This window comes from [Bacteroides] pectinophilus, assembly GCA_025146925.1.
Taxonomy (GTDB): domain Bacteria; phylum Bacillota; class Clostridia; order Lachnospirales; family Lachnospiraceae; genus Bacteroides_F; species Bacteroides_F pectinophilus.
This window is the reverse complement of record CP102260.1, coordinates 1,630,888-1,651,673: the sequence shown is the minus strand read 5'-3', so window position 1 is coordinate 1,651,673 and position 20,786 is coordinate 1,630,888. Positions and strand designations below refer to the sequence as shown.

Sequence of the window (20,786 nt, the reverse complement as noted above, 5' to 3'; positions counted from 1 at the left end):
TATGGGTAACGACAGATATATAACATTTGCACTTGCCAAGGGAAGACTTGCCAGGAAGACATTGCAGATATTTGAAGAGATAGGGATTACTTGCGATGAGATGAAGGATGAGAACTCAAGAAAGCTTATATTCACTAATGAGGATCTTAAGCTCAGATTCTTCCTTGCCAAGGCAACGGATGTTCCTACATATGTGGAGTACGGAGCTGCTGATATAGGAATTGTTGGGAAGGATACGATACTTGAAGAGGGACGCAAGCTCTATGAAGTTCTTGATCTTAAGACCGGCAACTGCAGGATGTGCGTGTGCGGACCGCAGTCGGCAAGGGAGCTTCTAATGCACCATGAACTTATCAGAGTTGCGACAAAGTATCCTAATATTGCCAAGGATTATTTCTATAATAAGAAACATCAGACGGTTGAGATAATCAAGCTTAACGGTTCAATAGAGCTTGCACCTATCGTAGGGCTGTCAGAGGTTATTGTCGATATAGTCGAGACAGGAGCCACACTCAGGGAGAATGGACTTACGGTACTTGAGGAGGTATGTCCGTTATCTGCAAGAATGGTTGTTAATGAAGTAAGCATGAAGATGCAGAATGAGCGTATTAACGATATCATTACAAGATTAAGAAAATATATTGACGAGAAGAATGCATAATAATGCATATAGCATAATGCATATAACATAATGCATACAGCATAATTCATAACAGTGCATTGCACACAATGTATAATCGTCAGGGCAGGAGGCTAAGATGCGCAAAATAAAACTCACAGAGGAAAGTGAGAATAATATCCTGGAGAATCTTCTTAAGAGAAGTCCTAACAGCTATGGACAGTTTGAGAGTGCTGTTAATGAGATTCTTGAGAATGTTAAGAAGAATAAGGACGCAGCAATATTTGACTACACAAAGAGATTTGATGGGGCGGATATTAATGCGGACAATATCGTTGTAACTAAGGAAGAGATTGAAGAGGCTTATACACTTGTTGACGAGAAGCTCGTGGAGGTTATCCGTAAGGCACTTGTAAATATCAGGGATTACCACCAGAAGCAGAAGCAGTACAGCTGGTTTGACAGTAAGCCGGACGGAACAATGCTTGGACAGAAGGTAACAGCTCTTTCAAGAGTAGGTGTATATGTACCGGGAGGCAAGGCTGTATATCCGTCATCAGTTCTTATGAATATTATTCCTGCTAAGGTAGCCGGAGTAGAGCAGATTGTAATGACAACGCCTCCTGCAAAGGACGGAAAGGTATATCCTGCGACACTTGTTGCAGCCAATGAAGCAGGTGTTGATGTAATCTATAAGGTTGGTGGAGCACAGGCTATAGCTGCACTTGCATACGGAACAGAGTCAATTCCTAAGGTTGATAAGATTGTCGGACCAGGCAATATATATGTAGCACTTGCCAAGAAAGCAGTATACGGGCATGTAAGCATTGACTCTGTAGCAGGTCCTAGTGAGATTATGGTTATTGCAGATGAGACAGCCAATGCACATTATGTTGCGGCGGATCTCCTTTCACAGGCAGAGCATGACCAGATGGCATCTGCAATACTTGTAACTACAAGTGATGAGCTTGCAGATAAGGTATCGGCAGAGATTGACGGATATCTTCCTAAGCTTTCTCGCCGTGAGATAATTGAGAAGTCACTCGAGAATTACGGATATATACTTGTTGCCAGTGATCTTGAAGAGGCAATTGATGTGGCTAACGAGATTGCATCAGAGCATCTTGAGATAGTAACTAAGGATCCGTTCAATACAATGACAAAGATTAAGAATGCAGGAGCTATTTTCCTTGGGGAATACAGTTCAGAGCCGCTTGGTGATTACTTTGCAGGACCTAACCACGTACTTCCTACCAATGGAACTGCCAAGTTCTTCTCACCGCTCAGTGTGGATGACTTCATTAAAAAATCGAGCATCATTATGTACTCAAGAGAAGCCCTTGAGCCTATCCATGAGGATATTGAGACATTTGCAAAGGCAGAAAAGCTTACTGCACATGCCAATTCAATACATGTAAGATTTGAATAGTTAACTGACACGGAGGAACAGGATATGTCATCAGATTTCAGAACTGCAACTGTGGAACGTAATACAAATGAGACACAGATTAAGTGTACATTTAAGATAGATGGAAGAGGCGAGGCATCGGTAGATACGGGAATAGGCTTCTTTGATCATATGCTTAAGAGTTTTGCCAGGCATGGACTTTTTGATCTGCAGATGAACGTAAAGGGAGATCTTTACGTTGACTGCCACCATACGATAGAGGATACGGGAATTGTGCTCGGAGAGGCAATCCGCAAGGCTGTGGGAGATAAGAAGTCAATCAGACGTTACGGTGACATAATTCTTCCGATGGATGAGGCGCTTATACTGTGTGCAATAGATCTGTCAGGACGTCCTTATCTGGTGTTTGACGGTGAATTCTCATCGGATTCGGTTGGATATTTTGATACACAGATGGTAAGGGAATTTTTCTATGCAATATCATATGCTGCCGGAATGAACCTTCATATTAAGCAGATGGCGGGAAGTAATGACCATCATATAATTGAGGGCATGTTTAAAGCATTTGCAAAGGCGCTTGATGAAGCTACGATGAGAGATTCAAGAATTAAGAGTGTACTGTCAACAAAGGGTACGTTATAGAATACAGAATGGAGATTCGGATTAATGAGATTATATCCTGCTATTGATATTAAGGACGGCAAGTGTGTCAGACTGACACAGGGACTTTTTGATAATGTTAATGTGTATTCAGATACACCATGGGAGATTGCAAAGGAATTTGAGAAGGCCGGAGCAAAGTTTATTCATGTTGTAGACCTTGACGGAGCGCTTAAGGGGCGTTCGGTTAACGCTGAGGTTATAAGAAAGATTGCTTCATCTGTCAATATACCTATTGAGCTGGGTGGAGGCATAAGAACTCTCGGGAATATAAAAGAAGTTCTTGAACTTGGAGTGTACAGGGCTATAATAGGAACGAAGGCAGTTGAGAATCCTGAGTTTATACGTGAGGCTATTGAGAGGTTCGGAGCAGAGCATATAGTTGTCGGCGTTGATGCCAAGGACGGATATGTTGCTGTAGAAGGCTGGGAAAAGTTAAGCGATAAGACGGCTCTTTCAATGGCACTTGCAATGAAGGATATGGGCGTTAAGACAATCGTGTATACTGATATATCCAAGGACGGAATGCTTCAGGGACCTAATGTTGAGCAGACAAAGCTTCTGTCAGACAAGACAGGAATTGACATTATAGCATCCGGCGGAGTATCCGGAATGGATGATCTGCGCAATATACAGAATGCCGGAATACATGGTGCAATAATAGGAAAAGCAATATATGAAAAGCGTATCAACTTAAAAGAAGCGGTTGATGAATTTGAAGAAAGGTAGTTACAGACATGTCGTACAAAAAACTTATTCCAATAATATATCTTAAGAATGAGAAAGCTTATACATCAGCAGAGTGCAGAGTACCTATTGATGCAAGGTACTCACCTGTTGAGGTGGCTTCTAAGTTCAGCGAGAATGGGGCGGATGAACTGATTGTAATAGATCTTTCATATGATGACGAATCACATGATAAGGCAATCGGAATACTCAGAGAGATATCAAAGCTTATTGATATTCCGATGTATGCATCAGGTAACATAAGACGTGTTGAGGATGTAAAGAAGTACCTTTATGCAGGCGTCTCAACAGTGCTTCTTGAGGATGCCAAGGAATCTAATCTCCTTATGATGAAAGAAGTTAAGGACCGTTTTGGCAATGACAAGCTTGGTCTTTGGTACACGGGTGCGGATGCAGATGCAATCGATATGGCAAAGGATAATGAACTGTCATGTATATTTGTATCAGATACAGATAAAGATAAGGCTGATACTGCCAAGTCATCAGGAATTCCCGCAATTGTAGAACTTGCATCGTCCAATGACGGAACAGATATAATAAAGGAACTTTCACAGCCTGAGGTTGCAGGCGTGTCAGGATCTGTAATCAGCAGCGTTGACTTCTCATTCATGGAGGCAAAGCAGGCGATTAAAGAAGCCGGAATTGTAATGAATACATTTGAAAGCTCAATACCGTTTGCACAGTTCAAGCTTAATGAGCAGGGACTTATTCCTGTTGTTGTACAGGATTATAAGACTGATGAGGTACTCATGGTGGCATATATGAATGAAGAGTCATATAATGCAACTCTTGCAACAGGTAAGATGACATATTTCAGCAGAAGCAGACAGCAGCTCTGGGTAAAGGGCGAGACATCAGGACATTACCAGTATGTGCGTTCAATCGAGATTGACTGCGATAACGATACACTTCTGGCCAAGGTTAAGCAGATAGGCGCAGCATGCCATACAGGTAACAGAAGCTGCTTCTACCGCAATCTGGTCTCAACCGAGTATACACAGGTCAATCCGCTTAAGGTATTCAATGACGTAATGGCTGTTATTGAAGACCGTAAGGCTAATCCTAAGGAAGGCTCATACACTAATTATCTGTTCGACAAGGGAATAGATAAGATTCTTAAGAAGGTTGGAGAAGAAGCTACTGAGATAGTAATTGCAGCCAAGAATCCGGATCCTGAAGAATCTAAGTATGAGATAGCAGATTTCTTATATCATGTAATGGTTCTTATGTCGCTCAAAGGCCTGACATGGGAAGACATAGTTAAAGAGCTTGCTAACCGCTGATATGCCGGTACAGACCGGCTTTATACATTGTAAAAAATAATATGAATATTTTCCTTGACGAATGAGAAAAATATGTTATACTATTCATTGTGCAATAAATTAGTACCCTTGGTATTGTTGTGCACAATTCAGCAGCAGAAGGGTGGTTAGGGCGAGCCAATGTCAAACGTAATCGTTAAAGAGAACGAGACTTTAGATAGCGCATTACGCAGATTTAAGAGAAACTGTGCAAAAGCAGGCATTCAGCAGGAAATCCGTAAGAGAGAGCATTACGAGAAGCCAAGCGTAAGACGTAAGAAGAAGTCTGAGGCAGCGAGAAAGCGCAAGTATAATTAATTCTAACTAATAATAATCCGAAGGTCATGTGAGTGGCTTTCGGATTATTTTTTTGGAATTATGTACATTTGATAGGCATATATTTACATATACATAATGAAAGCAGGTGTATTAATGGGAATCAGGGAGTCACTTCATCTGTCACAGGATGCGGTGCTTGGCATGCCTGTCATAACGATTATCGGATGCAGGGAAGTTCACATTGAGAACTTCAGGACGATACTTGAATACAGCGATACATTTGTTAAGATGAGGACCAAGAAGGGGTGTGTAAGCGTCAGCGGAAAGCGTCTTACAATAGAATATTACAATGAAGAGGAGATACATATAACAGGTTTTATCGAGAGCGTAATACCATAACGAAAGGAATTAAGATGCGTTGTGTAATTAGAAATCTGCGTGGGGTAGTTCTTGTGTCAACAGATAATCCGGCTCCGGAGCGTTTTTTTAATCTGTGCAGAATGAAAAAAATCCGCATATGGGATATTACGAAAACAGATAAAGGATGTCAGTTCAGTATCGGAGCGGCAGATTATCTGCAGCTTAAGGAACCTCTGAAAAAATGTGGGATGAAGCTTGTTATTCTGAGAAAAACAGGGCTTCCTTTTTTTATGTTCAGGTACAGAAAACATTATTCATTTGTGGCGGGGATGCTGCTTGCAGCGTCTCTTCTGCAGATAATGTCGATGTTTGTATGGGAGATAGAGGTTGACGGAAACAGCTATTACACGGATAATGTAATAGTTTCTTACCTTCAGGGAAATGATGTATATGTGGGGTGCAGAATGTCAAAAGTAATGTGTGACAGCCTTGAGCAGAAGATACGTAAGGATTTTGATGATATTACATGGGTATCAGCAGAAAAAAGCGGAACAAAACTTATAGTGCATATTAAGGAAAATGACGGGGACAACGTTGCTGGGAAAGCAAAAAGCCCTTCGGATATTATTGCATCGTCTGACGGAGTGGTTGAGAGCATTGTAACAAGGTGCGGAACACCGCTTGTCAAGAAGGGAGACGAAGTAAAGACAGGAGATGTTCTCGTGAGCGGGGAGATAGTACTGTATAACGATGCAAAAGAGCCGACGGACAGCTGTTATGTACAGGCAGATGCGGATATACTGGTAAGGACGTCAATACAGTATGAAAATACAGTACAGCGCGGATATAAGTGTAAGATATATACGGGAAAGAAAGTTACACACCACGTTATCAATGTGATGGGCAATGTGGCTGAACTGGGGCTCATTCCGGCGGATTACGAAAAGTACGATGTCGTTACCGAAATTGGCAGACTGAGGCTTACAAAGGACTTTATGCTTCCGGTGTGTGCGGGACGCAGAATTATATACGAATACATAACCGAAGACGGAATGCACAGTGAAGAAGAAGTTACACAGATATTGACTGACAATTACGAAAATTATTTGAATAAATTGAAGAAAGAGGGTATCCAAATAGTGTCAGATAGTGTTAAAATAGACATAACAGATGTGAATGCAGGCATGAGCGGAAGCATTCACGTAGTAATGCCATTTAAGGAGCGCAGATCTTGTGATGTCAGAACAGTTGATTAGTATACCTGCCGAACACAGTGTCAATGTATTTGGCAGATTTGATGAATATGCCAAGAAGATAGAACGAGCGTTGAAAGTCAGTATAATTACAAGAGGCTCTGAGGTTCATGTGAGTGGTGATGAGCATTCAGTCAGCATGGCTGTTGGAGTGCTTGAGTCACTGCTTAAGCTGTCACAGAGCAACGGAGTGGTTACTGAACAGAATGCGGATTATGCAATTGCAATGGCGATGGAAGAGCGCCGGAATGCTGTTGTTGAACTTGATAAGGATATAGTATGCCGGACTATTGCAGGCAAGCCTATCAAGCCTAAGACTCTTGGACAGCAGCATTATGTCAATGAGATAAAGGATAAGATGATAGTATTCGGCATAGGGCCTGCCGGAACGGGTAAGACTTATCTTGCAATGGCTATGGCAATTAATGCATTTAAGAACAATGAGGTAGGAAGAATAATCCTTACACGACCGGCAATCGAGGCGGGTGAGAAGCTCGGCTTCCTTCCGGGAGATCTGCAGAGCAAGGTGGATCCGTATTTAAGACCTTTGTATGATGCGTTGTTTCAGATTATGGGACCTGAATCATTCAATGCCAACATGGAGAAGGGACTTATCGAGGTTGCGCCTCTTGCGTACATGAGAGGACGTACGCTGGATAATGCGTATATTATTCTTGATGAGGCACAGAATACAACTCCTGCACAGATGAAGATGTTCCTTACGCGAATTGGCTTCGGCTCCAAGGTAATAGTTACCGGAGACCAGACACAGAAGGATCTTCCCAAGGATGCGGTATCAGGACTTGATGTTGCACTTAAGGTGCTCGCCGGTGTTGATGAGATAGGAATAGTGAAGCTTGATAACAGGGATGTTGTAAGACATCCGCTTGTCCAGAAGATTGTTAAGGCGTATGAGACATATGAAGAAAAAGAAGAGCTTCGCAAGAAGAGAATAGCTAACGGAGCTGTATACAACAAGAATAAGAAGGACGACAGGCGTCGGAGGAATTATGACAATTAATATTGATTATGAGACAGATATCAGGATAGTACCGGAGATACCGGAAGAAGAGATTATTAATAAAGTTATAACGCAGGCATGCGATTACGAAAAATGCCCATACGAGGTTGAGGTTAATGTATTGCTAACTGACAATGAATCTATACATGAGACGAACCGCGAGTACAGGGGAGTTGATGCTCCTACCGATGTGCTGTCATTTCCGATGATTGATTATGAGGCACCGGCAGATTTTGCATTCCTTGAGGATTCTCCTGTAGAGGATTATTTTGACCCTGACACGGGAGAACTTCTGCTCGGTGATATTGTTATATCGGTAGAGAAAGTTATGGAGCAGGCAGAGAAGTATGGACACAGTGTAAAGCGTGAGCTTGCATTCCTTGTGGCACACAGCATGCTGCATCTGTTCGGATATGATCATATGGAGCCGGATGAGGCAGAGGTAATGGAGGACAAGCAGAATCAGATACTGCTTAATATTGGAATAACAAGAATGGAGGACAATATATGAGAAGAAAAGGGGTAATTAAAAAGTGTGCGGCGCTGTCACTTGCACTGATAATGTCGATGGGAACTCTTGCAGGATGCGGTAAGGGTGGTGATTCAACAACAGATACACTGCCGTCACAGAATGAGAGCAAGGTGGCTGATGCCAATACGGATGCCAAGGGAGAACCTGCTACAACTGATGCGTCACATCCGAATGAAGCAAGAAGCATGCTTACTGGCAAGTGGGTGCCTGCTGATACTGCCAACAATTCACCTGTATGTGTAATGTACAGCAACATCAAGGATGCAATACCACAGTCATCAATAAGCTATGCGGATATAGTATTTGAATCACTTGTTGAAGGTGGAATTACAAGACTTTGCGCATTCTTTGAGAATAAAGACAATCTTGTTAAGATAGGACCTGTAAGAAGCTGCCGTCTGTATTATCTGTTCCTTGCCAAGGAGTATGAGGCGACATATGTACATTTTGGATATTCAGATCTTGCTGAAGAGTATCTTAAGATGGACAAGATGCATTCACTCGACGGAATGGTATATTGTGGGTTCTACAGAAGCACTGACAGAGTTGCCCCGCATAATGCATACACATCATGGCAGGGAATTATGGACAGTGTGGCTGCCAAAGGATATCCTACAACATATCCTGAAGGATACCGTTCACCTCTTCAGTTCAATACTGATGATAATAATGATATAGACCTCTCCGGGGATCCTATTGCACAGAAGTGTAATAAGTTTGTTCCGGGCTATCCATACAATAAGCCGTGGTTTGAGTATAATGCCGAGGATGGGCTTTATTACCGTTATCAGTTCGGTGATGCACATATTGACAAAGAGACGGGCGAACAGCTTGCATTTAAGAATATCCTTGTGAAGTATGTTACGGGTGATTATGTTGACGGAACACCTGACTATGTTAATTCAGATGCAGGAATGGCCCTCTATATAACTGACGGATATGCAGTCCCTGTTACATGGTGGAAGCTTGAAGAATTCGGACAGACATATTATTATGGCGCTGATGGCAAAGAGATTACGGTTAATCAGGGTAAGACATTTATCTGCTATGTAGAAGAAAGATATAAAGATAATGTGGAAGTGCTTCCGTAAAACGAAGTATGATACGTTGAAGCCTGCAAAAGGAGGAATTTATGACAGAGACTGAACTTCTAGATGAGGCGAGACATGCGATGCTCAATGCATATGCACCATATTCAAAGTTCTGTGTTGGTGCAGCACTGCTTGCAGAGGATGGTACGGTATATACCGGATGCAATATTGAGAATGCATCATACGGTGCATCGATATGTGCCGAACGCGTTGCAATAGCCGGATGTATCTCTGACAAAAAACGGCATATACGCCGGATAGCTATATGTTCAACGAGTGGGAATGAGACATTTCCATGCGGAATATGCAGGCAGGTTATGAGCGAATTCATGGATGAAGATTCGCAGATAATTCTCGAGACAAAGGATGGCGGCTTTCATGTATACACATTGGCAGAGCTGCTGCCATATTCATTTAATTCGGATAGTATGAATTCCGGCAAATAGTTAATACTAAAGGCATGACACTTTGTGTTGTGCCTTTTTACGCATTGTGTCCCAAAAAAAGCGCATGTTATGAATGTGCGGAAAGCAGTGCAGTATGAAAATGAGCCGGTATAATAAAATATGTCTTTGCGTATGTGGAATGCTCAGCCTGTTCTTTGCGGGTTATATGGTGAGCTATAATTTTTCAGCCAATGACAAGGAGAGCTTTCTTGTAAGAGATATTCCTACACAGGCAGCAGATGCTTCAGATGAGATTATTGTGTCGAATGTAACATCACTTAATATAGAAATTTATGATATTGACAAAAAGACATCAAAGACACAGACCAATACAATTCCGATTGCTTATCTTGGACTTACAAGGCATGAACTTATAGAGACGCTTCAGGATTATATGCTTAATCCTTCGGTGAATGATAAGGCACATGGACTGATTGCATGTGAACTGGTCGAATTCACGAAGCAGTCGGTGACAATCCGCAAGACATACAGTGCAAAAAATCTTCCACAGAGATATTATATTGTAGCGGAAAAGGGCGTGCTTGTAATATACCTTGATAACGGGCGTACACTTTATGACAGGACTGATATACGTCTTACGCAGCTGCCGCAGAGCGTGCAGGAAAAGGTAATGAACAAAATGAGGGTAGACAGTGCGGAAGAACTGTATGATTTCCTTGAAACATTTACAAGTTAGTAAAAAAATGATATGATAAAAATATTAATTTGCAGTGTGAAGCGTTGCAATGTACGGATGCTTAAGCTTCTGCAGAATCGGAGGGTAGCGTATATGGGAACACCACATAACAGTGCATCAAAAGGTGATATAGCAAAGACGGTTCTCATGCCGGGAGATCCGCTGAGAGCAAAGTTTATCGCAGAGCATTTTCTTGAAGATGCGGTATGCTTTAACAGGGTGCGTAATATGTTCGGATATACCGGAACATACAAAGGGAAAGAAGTATCTGTAATGGGAAGCGGAATGGGTATGCCTTCCATGGGAATATACAGCTACGAGCTTTTTTCGGAGTATGACGTTGACAGAATTATAAGAATCGGTTCAGCAGGCGGATATGCAGATGATGTGCATGTAAGGGATGTAATTATTGCAATGGCGGCTTCAACAGACTCCAATTATGCAAGCCAGTACAGACTGGGTGGAACATTCGCACCGACTGCAGACTATGGAATGCTCAGTGCGGCAGTGGAGGCTGCACAACAGAAGAATATTCCGGTTAAGGTAGGCAATGTGCTTTCTACAGATGTGTTCTATCATGTTGACAGTGAGTATGCCACAAGATGGAAGAATATGGGTGTGCTTGCAACAGAGATGGAATGCGCGGCACTCTATATGAATGCGGCATATTTTGGCAAAAAGGCGCTTGGCATATTCACGGTTTCAGACCACCTGTTTACCGGTGAGGAACTCTCTGCCGAAGAAAGAGAGACAACATTTACCGATATGATGGAGATAGCACTTGCAATATAGGGCGTATGTGCACGACAACACAATGAGCACAAAGAAGCACGATAGTATGGAAAGTATGACATGTAAAGATTTTCGTAAAATGATAGATGCCTTTGACAAAAAACAGCTTGATATCGATACAATGAGCAGATTCGTTGAACATGTATCAGGCTGTTTGGACTGTCAGGAAGAATATGAGATATATTATATTATGAAGTATGCACTGTCGGATGATGAGATTATGGATAAAGAGATTGCATCACAGCCGATACCAGTACAGCGTCTGGTTAATTCGTATGATTTTAAGGCTCTTGTTACATACAGACTTCGTGAGGCAGCCTCAAAGCTGGATAAGATAAAACGCAATGATTACTATAACAGATGTCTGTTTGCTATTGCCCAGTTCTGCGTCGTTCTTATGGCAGTTTTCTATATTTTTTCGAATGTATTCATGTAGTAACAATAATATTTTTAATGTGAGGATGTAATGGCAAAGTTAGTTTTAATAGATGGACACAGTATTCTGAACAGGGCATTCTACGGGGTGCCGGATCTTACCAATGCGCAGGAGGTTCATACCAATGCAATATACGGATTCCTTAATATCATGTTTAAGATAATTGATGAGGAGAAGCCGGAGCACCTTATAGTTGCATTTGACATGAGCGCACCTACGTTCAGGCATAAGATGTTTGCAGAGTACAAAGGCACAAGAAAGCCGATGCCCGAAGAATTAAGACAGCAGGTACCGCTTATCAAAGAGGTTCTTGAGGCTATGGGGATAGAGATTGTCCAGAAAGAAGGCTATGAAGCTGATGATATCCTCGGTACAATTGCAAAGCATAGTGAAAAGAACGGACTTGATGTATCAATAGTATCCGGAGACAGGGATATTCTTCAGATTGCTACTGAACATATAATGATACGTATTCCAAAGACAAAAAAAGGTGTTACTGAGATAGAAAACTATAATGCATGTGATGTCGAGGCACTGTACGGAGTTACACCTGCCGAGTTCATTGATATGAAAGCTCTTATGGGAGATTCATCAGATAATATACCGGGAGCACCGGGAATAGGTGAGAAGACGGCAGGAGCAATTATACAGAAGTTCGGTTCAGTGGAGAATGCGTATAACCATATCGATGAGGTTACACCTAACAGGGCAAGGAATTCACTTGCTGATAACTATGATCAGGTGCTTCTTAGCAAGAAGCTGGCAACTATAGACATTGATGCACCGGTTGAATATGATGTTGATAGTGCAACACTTGATAACATGTTCTCTGATAAGGCATATGAGATGTTCAAGAGATATAACTTCAAGAGTCTGCTCAAGAAGTTTGATGCCGCAACGACGACAAGAGAACCTGAGATATTTGATAAGTTCAGGACTATAGATGACTTCGGAGAAGTTGAAGAATACTTCGCAGGTGCAGACTTTGGCGGCTGCATCGGATTGAAGCTGCTGTATGAGGATGGATGTGTATCAGGTGCTGCGCTGGCACATGAAGATAACAGTGTATGCTACATACCGGTTCAGGGCTTTGTTACAGAGGATTATCTCAAAGCAAAGATAACGGATATGGCTGCTGTATGTGACTGCATTGCGGGACTTAATATTAAGTCAGTCCTCCCGGCAATAGACAGACAGGTATATCCAAAGCTTATTGATGCCGGACTTGGCGCATATCTTCTTAATCCCCTTAAGGAAAGCTACAGCTATGATGAGCTTGCAAGGGATTATCTCAATATGCTTCTGCCTAACAGGAATGAGCTGACAGGCAGGATGTCATACGCAGAGGCATCAATGGTGAAGAGTGAAGAACTTGCCAGACTTGCATGCATGGAGGCATATTGCGTAAGACACGCATGGAACGTGATAAGTGTAAAGCTTGATGAAGTGCAGATGAAGCATCTGTTTGATGATATAGAGATGCCGCTTGTATTTGTGCTGTACGACATGGAGTGCGAGGGAATAATGGTTGACTCCAAAGGGCTTAAGGAGTACGGTGACAAGCTTGCAACAAGAATTACAGAACTTGAGAACACAATATATGAGCTGGCAGGGACAAAGTTCAACATTAATTCTCCAAAGCAGCTTGGAACTGTATTGTTTGAAGATATGAAGCTTCCGAGCGGTAAGAAGACAAAGAGCGGATATTCGACGGCAGCAGACGTACTCGAGAAGCTTGCACCGGAATATCCCGTTGTTGCGAAGATACTTGAGTACAGGCAGCTTACCAAGCTTAAGTCAACATATGCAGACGGCCTTGCAGTGTATATACTTGAGGACGGAAGAATACACGGACATTTTAACCAGACTATTACTGCTACGGGGAGAATAAGTAGTACCGAACCGAATCTTCAGAATATTCCGGTAAGAATGGAGATTGGAAGACAGATACGAAAAGTATTCGTGCCAAAGCCGGGATGTGTATTCCTTGATGCCGATTATTCGCAGATTGAGCTCAGGATTCTTGCACATATGTCTCAGGATGATAAGCTTATAGCTGCGTATAATACCGCACAGGATATACATGCAATTACTGCATCACAGGTGTTCCATGTTCCGCTTGATGAGGTTACAAGGACACAGAGAAGTAATGCCAAGGCAGTTAATTTTGGAATAATATATGGAATAAGTTCATTCGGCCTCAGCCAGGACTTAAGCATATCCAGAAAGGAAGCTTCAGAATATATCGAACAGTACTTTGCTACATATCCGCATATAAAGGAATTTATAGACGGACTTGTTGCAAGTGCAAAGAAGAATGGATATTCGACAACTATGTTCGGAAGACGCAGGCCTGTGCCGGAGCTTAATTCAAGTAATTTCATGCAGAGACAGTTTGGTGAGAGAATTGCGATGAATTCACCTATTCAGGGCTCTGCGGCAGATATAATAAAGATAGCAATGATTAATGTAAGCCGTGCGCTTAAGGATAATAACCTTAAGTCAAAGATGATACTTCAGGTGCACGATGAACTCCTTATTGAGACATATGAGGATGAGGTGGATGCTGTAAGACAGATTCTCATTGATAATATGACGAATGCAGCCAGTTTAAGAGTGCCGCTCGAAGTTGATGTGAAGGAAGGCCATGACTGGCTGGAAGCACACTAAGAATGGCAGTGATGGAGGTCGTTACAATGTACGTTTTTGGTATAACCGGAGGCGTGGGTGCCGGCAAATCAACGGTGCTCAGGCTGATAAAAGAGAACTTTAATGCATCGGTAATTGAGGCAGATGAGGTTGGAAGAATGCTTATGGAGCCGGGTAACAGTGCATATCTTAAGATAGTTGAGATATTTGGAGAGGATATTCTTGATAATCCCGGTGAACAGGGTTCTCCAATCAACAGGGCAAAGCTTGCCGGGATAGTGTTCAACAATAAGAATAAGAGGATGGTTCTCAATGGAATAGTACATCCGCTTGTTAAAAAATACATCACCGAAGAAATCGGAAGGATAAGGTGTGCTGAAAAATATGATTATGTATTTGTTGAGGCGGCACTTCTTATAGAAGATCATTATGACATTATATGTGATGAACTGTGGTATATATATGCTGATGAAGAAACAAGAAGGGAAAGGCTTAAGTCAAGCCGTGGGTATTCGGATGAAAAAATTGATTCGGTATTCGCAAGCCAGTTGTCAGATGAACAGTTCCGCAGCCATTGCAGCCGTGTGATAGACAATTCACATGATGAACAGATGACACTTGGGCAGTTAAAGGAGATTATCGGTTATTATGATTAATGTAGAAAAGATTAGGGATGATCTCGTCTTCGGACTTGATATAGGAACACGTAATGTTGTAGGTGTCGTTGGATATATGAATAAGTCCAGGTTCATGGTTATCGCCATGGCATGCAGGGAACATGATACAAGGGCAATGATTGACGGACAGATTCACGATATATACAAAGTAGGTGATACAATAAGAAGTGTTAAGAATGACCTTGAGCGTCAGCTTGACATGAAGCTTACGGATGTATGCATAGCAGCAGCCGGACGAGTGCTGCGGACACTGAATGTATCGGCAGAATATACATTTGAGGAAGAGACAAGAGTTACGCAGGAACACATATACTCACTCAATCTGCTTGCTGTCGAGAAAGCACATAATGAGATTAACGGCAGCAGCGGACAGACACGGTTCTTCTGTGTGGGTAATACACCTGTAAGATACAGACTCAATGGATATGATATCAATAATCTGGAAGGACATAAGGCTGAGACGATAGGGGTTGACCTTATTGCAACATTTCTTCCTGAGGAAGTTGTTGACGGACTTTATGAGGCTGTCTCTTACGCCGGTCTGCAGGTGGCAAGCCTTACACTCGAGCCGATTGCGGCAATCAATATTGCTATACCGGAGAGCTACAGGCTTCTTAATATTGCGCTTGTTGATGTTGGAGCAGGTACATCTGATATATGTATAACTAAGGATGGAAGTATTGTTGCATACGGAATGATTCCTTATGCAGGAGATGAGATTACAGAAGCGGTTGCAAGAGGATGCCTTGTTGATTTTAATACCGCAGAGCAGATAAAGGTTCAGGCAAGCCAGAAGAATGGCAAGGTTACATACAAAGATATTATGGGGCTCTCACAGACTGTTCCGGCGGAAACAATCCGCAATATTGCATCTGAGGCAATGATGAAGATTGCTGAGGAAACGGCAAGGAAGATACGCGATATTAACGGCGGCAAGCCTGCCAATGCCGTGTTCCTCGTAGGAGGAGGCGGCAAGATGGCGGGATATTCCGATATGCTTGCCGAGAAGCTTGAGCTTCCTAAGGAAAGAGTTGCAGTACGTGGAGAAGAGGTTCTTACCTCAGTTGACTTTGATGTGGATAATTATAAAAAGGATGCACTTTTTGTGACTCCTGTCGGCATATGCACGAATTATTACAGCCAGAAAAATAATTTCATGTTTGTAAGTGTTAACGACCAGAGACTTAAGATGTATGACAATAATCATCTTACTGTTGTGGATGCAATAATGCAGGTCGGATTCCCTAATGAGAAGCTTTTCCCAAGACGCGGCGAGGCACTTGAATTCACGGTTAACGGCAATGCAAGACTTGCAAGGGGAAGAATGGGAGAAGCGGCAGTTGTGACGCTTAACGGCAGACCTGCCAATCTTAATGCTCCTATTGCACGTAATGACAGCATATATGTAACAGAATCGACGATGGGAGAACCGGGAGCAATAACTATAGGACAGCTCGATGAATTCAATTCGACTGTCAAGCTCGTTGTGAATGATAAGACGGTGCTCTGCCCAAGGTTTGCATATGTTAACGGGGAATTACAGTCACAGTTCTATGACATCAGACAGGGCGATGACATTGTAATGGAGAATTATTATACTGTTGCACAGCTGTTTGAATTCCTCGACATTGATATAAGCGGCTTTGATGTTTATGTTAATAATGTGCTTGCAGATGCAGATACAAAGGTATATGAGAATTTTACAGTCAGAACGGCTGCTGCAGATGAGGAACCGGCAGTTGAAGCAGCTGGAGCTTATGCGGCAGTACAAGAAGAGGCAGCTGCGGCAGATGAATATTGTGAAGAAAATACCGCAGAAAATGCCGCAGAAAAAGCCGCAGAACCGGAAGCTGCGCATGATATATATATTACGGTTAATTCAGAACCTGTTAAGTTATCGGGCAAGAAAAAATATGTGCTGGTAGATTTGTTTGATTTCTATCAATTTGATTTGAATTCGCCTCAAAAAGGTGGTAATATCGTGCTTAAGCATAATGGCGTAGCCGGTGACTACATGGGACCGCTTAATGACGGTGATAATGTTGAGTTATACTGGCAGTAGTAAGCAGCCTTACATTAATGAGAGGATTAGACATGAGGATGATGAGCATAGCCAGTGGAAGCAGTGGTAACTGTATCTATATCGGCTCTGATAATACACATATACTTATTGATGCCGGTGTTAGCCGCAAACGCATCGTGGAAGGATTACATAAGGCAGACATTGACATTAAGGATATATCTGCAATCCTCGTGACACATGAACATTCAGACCACATAAGCGGACTGGGCGTTGTATCGCGTAAGGATGAAGTTCCGATATATGCTTCGGCAGGGACAATAGACGGAATACTTGCACAGAGTTCGATTGGCAAGATGCCTGAAGGATTGTGCCATAGTGTTGAAGCCGACAGGGATTTTAAGATTAATGACCTCACAGTTCATCCGTTCAGGGTATCACATGATGCCAATGAGCCATATGCATATTCTGTTGAATGTGACGGGCATCACATGGGGGTTGTAACTGACCTTGGCAAGTATGACGACTATGTCATATCTAATATGAAGAACATGGAGGCGCTTCTTATCGAAGCTAATCATGATGTAAGAATGCTTCAGGTTGGAAGTTATCCGTATTATCTGAAGCAGCGTATCCTCGGTGATAAGGGACATCTTTCCAATGAATCATCGGGAAGGCTCTTAGGGGAGCTGCTCAATGACAGGCTTAAGGGAATAATGCTTGGACATCTGAGCAAAGAAAATAACTATGCAGAGCTGGCATACGAAACTGTGCGGCTTGAAATAGACATGGGCGATACAGGTTACAAGGCAGGTGACTTCAAGATGGAAGTTGCAGGCAGAAGCTGCCCATCAGATATTATTGAAGTATAAATTCAAAAAGGAAGGATACCAAAAATGAAAAAAGTAGTAATAACAGTAGTAGGCAAGGACACAGTAGGAATTATCGCAAGAGTATGTACATATCTTGCTGATGCAGGAGTTAATATTCTTGATATCTCACAGACAATTGTGTCAGGCTATTTCAATATGATGATGATTGTTGATATGAGTGCTTCAAAAAGGTCTTTTGACGAGATGCAGGCTGAACTTGATAAAGCCGGTGAGGATATTGGCGTATCAATTAAGTGCCAGCGTGAAGAAATTTTTGACATGATGCATAGAATCTAAGTGGGCATGGAATCAGAAGCACATAATAATTAAGGAGAATATACATACAATGATTAACGTATTTGAGGTAAATGAAACTAACAAGATGATCCAGCAGGAGAATCTTGATGTGCGTACTATAACAATGGGTATCAGCCTTCTTGACTGTGCTGATTCAGATCTCAATAAGCTTAACGAGAATATTTATAATAAGATTACAACATGCGCAAAAGATCTTGTTAAGACAGGACAGGAGATAGAGAAAGAGTTTGGAATTCCAATTGTTAATAAGAGAATATCAATTACTCCTATTGCTATGGTTGGAGCAAGTGCATGCCATACACCTGAGGATTATGTGACAATTGCAAAGACACTTGACCGTGCAGCTAAGACTGTGGGCGTTAATTTTCTTGGAGGATATTCTGCGGTTGTTTCTAAGGGCATGACGAAGAGTGACGAGCTTCTTATCCGTTCAATCCCACAGGCACTTGCACAGACTGAATTCATATGCAGTTCGGTGAATGTAGGTTCAACAAAGACAGGTATCAATATGGACGCCGTTAAGCTTATGGGCGAGATTGTCAAGGAGACAGCTGAGGTTACGGCAGACAGGGATTCTCTCGGATGTGCCAAGCTTGTTGTACTCTGTAATGCTCCCGACGATAATCCGTTCATGGCAGGTGCTTTCCATGGTGTATCAGAAGCAGACTGCATTATAAATGTCGGCGTAAGCGGACCGGGGGTTGTTAAGTATGCACTTGAGAGCGTACGTGACGCGAATTTTGAGGTGCTTTGCGAGACAATCAAAAAGACAGCATTTAAGATTACAAGAGTAGGCCAGCTTGTTGCACAGGAAGCATCAAAAAGACTCGGTGTACCGTTCGGCATAATCGACCTTTCGCTTGCACCTACACCGGCAATCGGTGACAGTGTTGCAGATATCCTTCAGGAGATTGGTCTTGAGCGTGCCGGTGCTCCGGGAACAACAGCAGCACTTGCCCTGCTTAATGATCAGGTCAAGAAAGGCGGTGTAATGGCATCTTCATATGTAGGAGGACTCAGCGGTGCATTCATTCCTGTCAGTGAAGATCAGGGAATGATTGATTCAGTACTTGCGGGAGCACTTACAATCGAGAAGCTTGAGGCTATGACATGCGTATGTTCGGTAGGGCTTGATATGATTGCAATTCCGGGAGATACAAAGGCAACAACAATCTCAGGTATTATCGCTGACGAAGCGGCAATCGGAATGGTTAACCAGAAGACAACAGCTGTAAGAGTTATTCCGGTAGTAGGAAAGACAGTAGGTGATACGGTAGAATTCGGCGGACTTCTCGGATATGCGCCTATTATGCCGGTCAATAACTTCGACTGCAGCAGGCTCGTGAACAGAGCGGGAAGAATTCCGGCTCCTATACACAGCTTTAAGAACTAATATAGAATATTTACAGTAAAACAGCAGGTGGAATATGGCAGATAATAAATCAAAAAAAGCATCAAAGAAGAAATCAGGCATAACCATACAGATTGTGCTTAGTATCGCTGCGCTTGCAGCGATTGCATTTATGACTGTAAGGATATGCAGACTTGGCATAATTCCATTAAGAATGTATGCAACACTGGCGGCTGTACTGACAGCTGCCGTGATTGCAGCTTTTGTGGCTGGAATTATCAGATTCCACAAAACGGGCTATGTATGTACGGTAATTGTGGCAGCTGTAGCGATTATGCTGATGATATTTTCCAATAATACAGCGGCTGTAATAAGCGGAGGCAGCGGTGTGTCGAAACAGAAGGACACATTTTCGGTACTTGTACTTATGGAGAATGATGCAAAAGCACTTTCGTCGACATATTCATTTATATACGGATATAATGAGTCAACAGATGTTTCACTCACAGACCGTGCAGTTATTGAGCTTACTAAAGATGCACAGTTCCGTCCGGCACTTAAAGGATATGAGACTGTAAAGGATACTGTTGATGCACTGCTTTCAGGCAAGGTGGGCGCAATCATTTTTAATGAGGCGTTCAGACCTGTAATGCAGAAAGTATATCCTGAGTTTAATACACGTACAAGAATACTTAACAGCTATGAGCTTGAAAGCGATATATCTGCGTGGACCGCACCAAAAGACAACAGTGTATTCTCGTTCTATGTTGCGGCTGCAAAGTCTGCGGATGACATAGAGTCATTTGGCGAGAGTGAAGTTAATAAGGTCATTACGATAGACATGAATGCCAAAAAAGCCGTTGTAACGACAATACCGTCACAGTATCTTGTTAATATTAAGACTGACGGTACCGGAGGCAGGGAACCGATAGCTTATCTTATGCTTGGGGATTATAATTATATACCGCAGGCACTTAAAGATATAACAGGTACAGATGTCAATTATTTTGTGGCATGCCACGTGAAGGATCCGGAGAATATTGATTTTACTAAGCTGGCATTCGGCGAACATGTAAAATACTGTTCCAATATGCCGTATGATGTTCTTGCTTCACTTATAAGAACAGAAGGATTTGATTCTGACGGATGGGAGATAGAATGGAAGACGCTTGACGGAACATCTTCTACTATAACAACAGAGGTGTTTGGAATAAGCGGAACGAAGGTGATTGTACCGGATAATGAGGGGTAGACAGT

22 protein-coding genes are annotated in these 20,786 nt (G+C 42.4%); all 22 read left to right on the top strand.

Annotation, left to right across the window (positions count from 1 at the left end; genetic code table 11):
- The first annotated feature begins 1 nt into the window (after position 1).
- The 22 genes from hisG (at position 2) to NQ488_07630 (ending at position 20,781) form a co-directional block, all read left to right on the top strand.
- Positions 2-661 carry an ATP phosphoribosyltransferase gene (gene hisG / locus NQ488_07735; GenBank protein ID UWN94491.1) on the top strand — a complete coding sequence of 220 codons (660 nt, stop codon included), beginning with the start codon at positions 2-4 and terminating at the stop codon, positions 659-661.
- Between the two features lie 97 nt (positions 662-758).
- Entirely contained in the window at positions 759-2,048 is a 1,290-nt protein-coding gene (gene hisD / locus NQ488_07730) for a histidinol dehydrogenase (GenBank protein ID UWN94490.1), read from the top strand.
- Between the two features lie 24 nt (positions 2,049-2,072).
- Positions 2,073-2,669, top strand: coding sequence for an imidazoleglycerol-phosphate dehydratase HisB (gene hisB / locus NQ488_07725; GenBank protein UWN94489.1), 597 nt, complete (start codon positions 2,073-2,075; stop codon positions 2,667-2,669).
- Between the two features lie 24 nt (positions 2,670-2,693).
- A complete protein-coding gene (hisA, locus tag NQ488_07720; protein UWN94488.1) occupies positions 2,694-3,416 on the top strand; it encodes a 1-(5-phosphoribosyl)-5-[(5-phosphoribosylamino)methylideneamino]imidazole-4-carboxamide isomerase in 723 nt (240 codons plus the stop codon).
- Between the two features lie 8 nt (positions 3,417-3,424).
- A complete protein-coding gene (gene hisIE, locus NQ488_07715; protein UWN94487.1) occupies positions 3,425-4,717 on the top strand; it encodes a bifunctional phosphoribosyl-AMP cyclohydrolase/phosphoribosyl-ATP diphosphatase HisIE in 1,293 nt (430 codons plus the stop codon).
- 159 nt (positions 4,718-4,876) lie between these two features.
- The gene (rpsU, locus tag NQ488_07710; protein UWN94486.1) at positions 4,877-5,053 is read left to right on the top strand and encodes a 30S ribosomal protein S21; all 177 of its coding nucleotides are present in this window, start codon (positions 4,877-4,879) and stop codon (positions 5,051-5,053) included.
- A 114-nt stretch (positions 5,054-5,167) separates the two neighbouring features.
- Complete coding sequence (locus tag NQ488_07705) at positions 5,168-5,413, top strand: YabP/YqfC family sporulation protein (GenBank protein ID UWN94485.1); 246 nt, start codon at positions 5,168-5,170, stop codon at positions 5,411-5,413.
- A 14-nt stretch (positions 5,414-5,427) separates the two neighbouring features.
- Positions 5,428-6,630 carry a sporulation protein YqfD gene (locus NQ488_07700; GenBank protein UWN94484.1) on the top strand — a complete coding sequence of 401 codons (1,203 nt, stop codon included), beginning with the start codon at positions 5,428-5,430 and terminating at the stop codon, positions 6,628-6,630.
- Complete coding sequence (locus NQ488_07695) at positions 6,611-7,648, top strand: PhoH family protein (protein ID UWN94483.1); 1,038 nt, start codon at positions 6,611-6,613, stop codon at positions 7,646-7,648. Before NQ488_07700 ends, NQ488_07695 begins: the two co-directional genes overlap by 20 nt.
- Positions 7,638-8,159, top strand: a complete 522-nt coding sequence (gene ybeY, locus NQ488_07690) for an rRNA maturation RNase YbeY (GenBank protein UWN94482.1) — start codon at positions 7,638-7,640, stop codon at positions 8,157-8,159. Before NQ488_07695 ends, ybeY begins: the two co-directional genes overlap by 11 nt.
- Positions 8,156-9,271: a DUF3048 domain-containing protein gene (locus tag NQ488_07685; GenBank protein UWN94481.1), complete on the top strand. Its 1,116-nt coding sequence runs from the start codon at positions 8,156-8,158 to the stop codon at positions 9,269-9,271. The genes ybeY and NQ488_07685 overlap by 4 nt, the downstream gene beginning before the upstream one ends.
- Before the next feature lie 41 nt (positions 9,272-9,312).
- Positions 9,313-9,717 carry a cytidine deaminase gene (gene cdd, locus NQ488_07680; GenBank protein UWN94480.1) on the top strand — a complete coding sequence of 135 codons (405 nt, stop codon included), beginning with the start codon at positions 9,313-9,315 and terminating at the stop codon, positions 9,715-9,717.
- Positions 9,718-9,817: 100 nt separating this feature from the next.
- Entirely contained in the window at positions 9,818-10,414 is a 597-nt protein-coding gene (locus tag NQ488_07675) for a hypothetical protein (protein ID UWN94479.1), read from the top strand.
- A 93-nt stretch (positions 10,415-10,507) separates the two neighbouring features.
- Positions 10,508-11,206 carry a purine-nucleoside phosphorylase gene (gene deoD / locus NQ488_07670; protein UWN94478.1) on the top strand — a complete coding sequence of 233 codons (699 nt, stop codon included), beginning with the start codon at positions 10,508-10,510 and terminating at the stop codon, positions 11,204-11,206.
- A 46-nt stretch (positions 11,207-11,252) separates the two neighbouring features.
- The gene (locus NQ488_07665; GenBank protein ID UWN94477.1) at positions 11,253-11,642 is read left to right on the top strand and encodes a hypothetical protein; all 390 of its coding nucleotides are present in this window, start codon (positions 11,253-11,255) and stop codon (positions 11,640-11,642) included.
- Between the two features lie 30 nt (positions 11,643-11,672).
- Positions 11,673-14,312: a DNA polymerase I gene (polA, locus tag NQ488_07660; GenBank protein UWN94476.1), complete on the top strand. Its 2,640-nt coding sequence runs from the start codon at positions 11,673-11,675 to the stop codon at positions 14,310-14,312.
- Positions 14,313-14,338: 26 nt separating this feature from the next.
- A complete protein-coding gene (gene coaE / locus NQ488_07655; protein UWN94475.1) occupies positions 14,339-14,947 on the top strand; it encodes a dephospho-CoA kinase in 609 nt (202 codons plus the stop codon).
- A complete protein-coding gene (locus NQ488_07650; protein UWN94474.1) occupies positions 14,940-17,030 on the top strand; it encodes a cell division protein FtsA in 2,091 nt (696 codons plus the stop codon). Before coaE ends, NQ488_07650 begins: the two co-directional genes overlap by 8 nt.
- A 32-nt stretch (positions 17,031-17,062) precedes the next feature.
- Positions 17,063-17,860 carry an MBL fold metallo-hydrolase gene (locus tag NQ488_07645; protein UWN97123.1) on the top strand — a complete coding sequence of 266 codons (798 nt, stop codon included), beginning with the start codon at positions 17,063-17,065 and terminating at the stop codon, positions 17,858-17,860.
- A gap of 24 nt (positions 17,861-17,884) precedes the next feature.
- A complete protein-coding gene (locus NQ488_07640) occupies positions 17,885-18,157 on the top strand; it encodes an ACT domain-containing protein (protein ID UWN94473.1) in 273 nt (90 codons plus the stop codon).
- Positions 18,158-18,206: 49 nt separating this feature from the next.
- Positions 18,207-19,571 carry a PFL family protein gene (locus NQ488_07635; protein ID UWN94472.1) on the top strand — a complete coding sequence of 455 codons (1,365 nt, stop codon included), beginning with the start codon at positions 18,207-18,209 and terminating at the stop codon, positions 19,569-19,571.
- Positions 19,572-19,605: 34 nt separating this feature from the next.
- The gene (locus tag NQ488_07630; GenBank protein UWN94471.1) at positions 19,606-20,781 is read left to right on the top strand and encodes a hypothetical protein; all 1,176 of its coding nucleotides are present in this window, start codon (positions 19,606-19,608) and stop codon (positions 20,779-20,781) included.
- Positions 20,782-20,786: the final 5 nt, after the last annotated feature.

Bases quoted from the DNA above. Each gene is read 5' to 3' on its own strand.
- NQ488_07650 (UWN94474.1), top strand. From the start codon at position 14,940: ATGATTAATGTAGAAAAGATTAGGGATGATCTCGTCTTCGGACTTGAT.
- coaE (UWN94475.1), top strand. From the start codon at position 14,339: ATGTACGTTTTTGGTATAACCGGAGGCGTGGGTGCCGGCAAATCAACG.
- hisIE (UWN94487.1), top strand. From the start codon at position 3,425: ATGTCGTACAAAAAACTTATTCCAATAATATATCTTAAGAATGAGAAA.
- polA (UWN94476.1), top strand. From the start codon at position 11,673: ATGGCAAAGTTAGTTTTAATAGATGGACACAGTATTCTGAACAGGGCA.
- hisG (UWN94491.1), top strand. From the start codon at position 2: ATGGGTAACGACAGATATATAACATTTGCACTTGCCAAGGGAAGACTT.
- NQ488_07675 (UWN94479.1), top strand. From the start codon at position 9,818: ATGAGCCGGTATAATAAAATATGTCTTTGCGTATGTGGAATGCTCAGC.
- NQ488_07705 (UWN94485.1), top strand. From the start codon at position 5,168: ATGGGAATCAGGGAGTCACTTCATCTGTCACAGGATGCGGTGCTTGGC.
- hisA (UWN94488.1), top strand. From the start codon at position 2,694: ATGAGATTATATCCTGCTATTGATATTAAGGACGGCAAGTGTGTCAGA.
- NQ488_07665 (UWN94477.1), top strand. From the start codon at position 11,253: ATGGAAAGTATGACATGTAAAGATTTTCGTAAAATGATAGATGCCTTT.
- NQ488_07645 (UWN97123.1), top strand. From the start codon at position 17,063: ATGAGGATGATGAGCATAGCCAGTGGAAGCAGTGGTAACTGTATCTAT.
- deoD (UWN94478.1), top strand. From the start codon at position 10,508: ATGGGAACACCACATAACAGTGCATCAAAAGGTGATATAGCAAAGACG.
- NQ488_07640 (UWN94473.1), top strand. From the start codon at position 17,885: ATGAAAAAAGTAGTAATAACAGTAGTAGGCAAGGACACAGTAGGAATT.
- NQ488_07700 (UWN94484.1), top strand. From the start codon at position 5,428: ATGCGTTGTGTAATTAGAAATCTGCGTGGGGTAGTTCTTGTGTCAACA.
- rpsU (UWN94486.1), top strand. From the start codon at position 4,877: ATGTCAAACGTAATCGTTAAAGAGAACGAGACTTTAGATAGCGCATTA.
- NQ488_07695 (UWN94483.1), top strand. From the start codon at position 6,611: ATGTCAGAACAGTTGATTAGTATACCTGCCGAACACAGTGTCAATGTA.
- NQ488_07630 (UWN94471.1), top strand. From the start codon at position 19,606: ATGGCAGATAATAAATCAAAAAAAGCATCAAAGAAGAAATCAGGCATA.
- ybeY (UWN94482.1), top strand. From the start codon at position 7,638: ATGACAATTAATATTGATTATGAGACAGATATCAGGATAGTACCGGAG.
- hisB (UWN94489.1), top strand. From the start codon at position 2,073: ATGTCATCAGATTTCAGAACTGCAACTGTGGAACGTAATACAAATGAG.
- hisD (UWN94490.1), top strand. From the start codon at position 759: ATGCGCAAAATAAAACTCACAGAGGAAAGTGAGAATAATATCCTGGAG.
- cdd (UWN94480.1), top strand. From the start codon at position 9,313: ATGACAGAGACTGAACTTCTAGATGAGGCGAGACATGCGATGCTCAAT.
- NQ488_07635 (UWN94472.1), top strand. From the start codon at position 18,207: ATGATTAACGTATTTGAGGTAAATGAAACTAACAAGATGATCCAGCAG.
- NQ488_07685 (UWN94481.1), top strand. From the start codon at position 8,156: ATGAGAAGAAAAGGGGTAATTAAAAAGTGTGCGGCGCTGTCACTTGCA.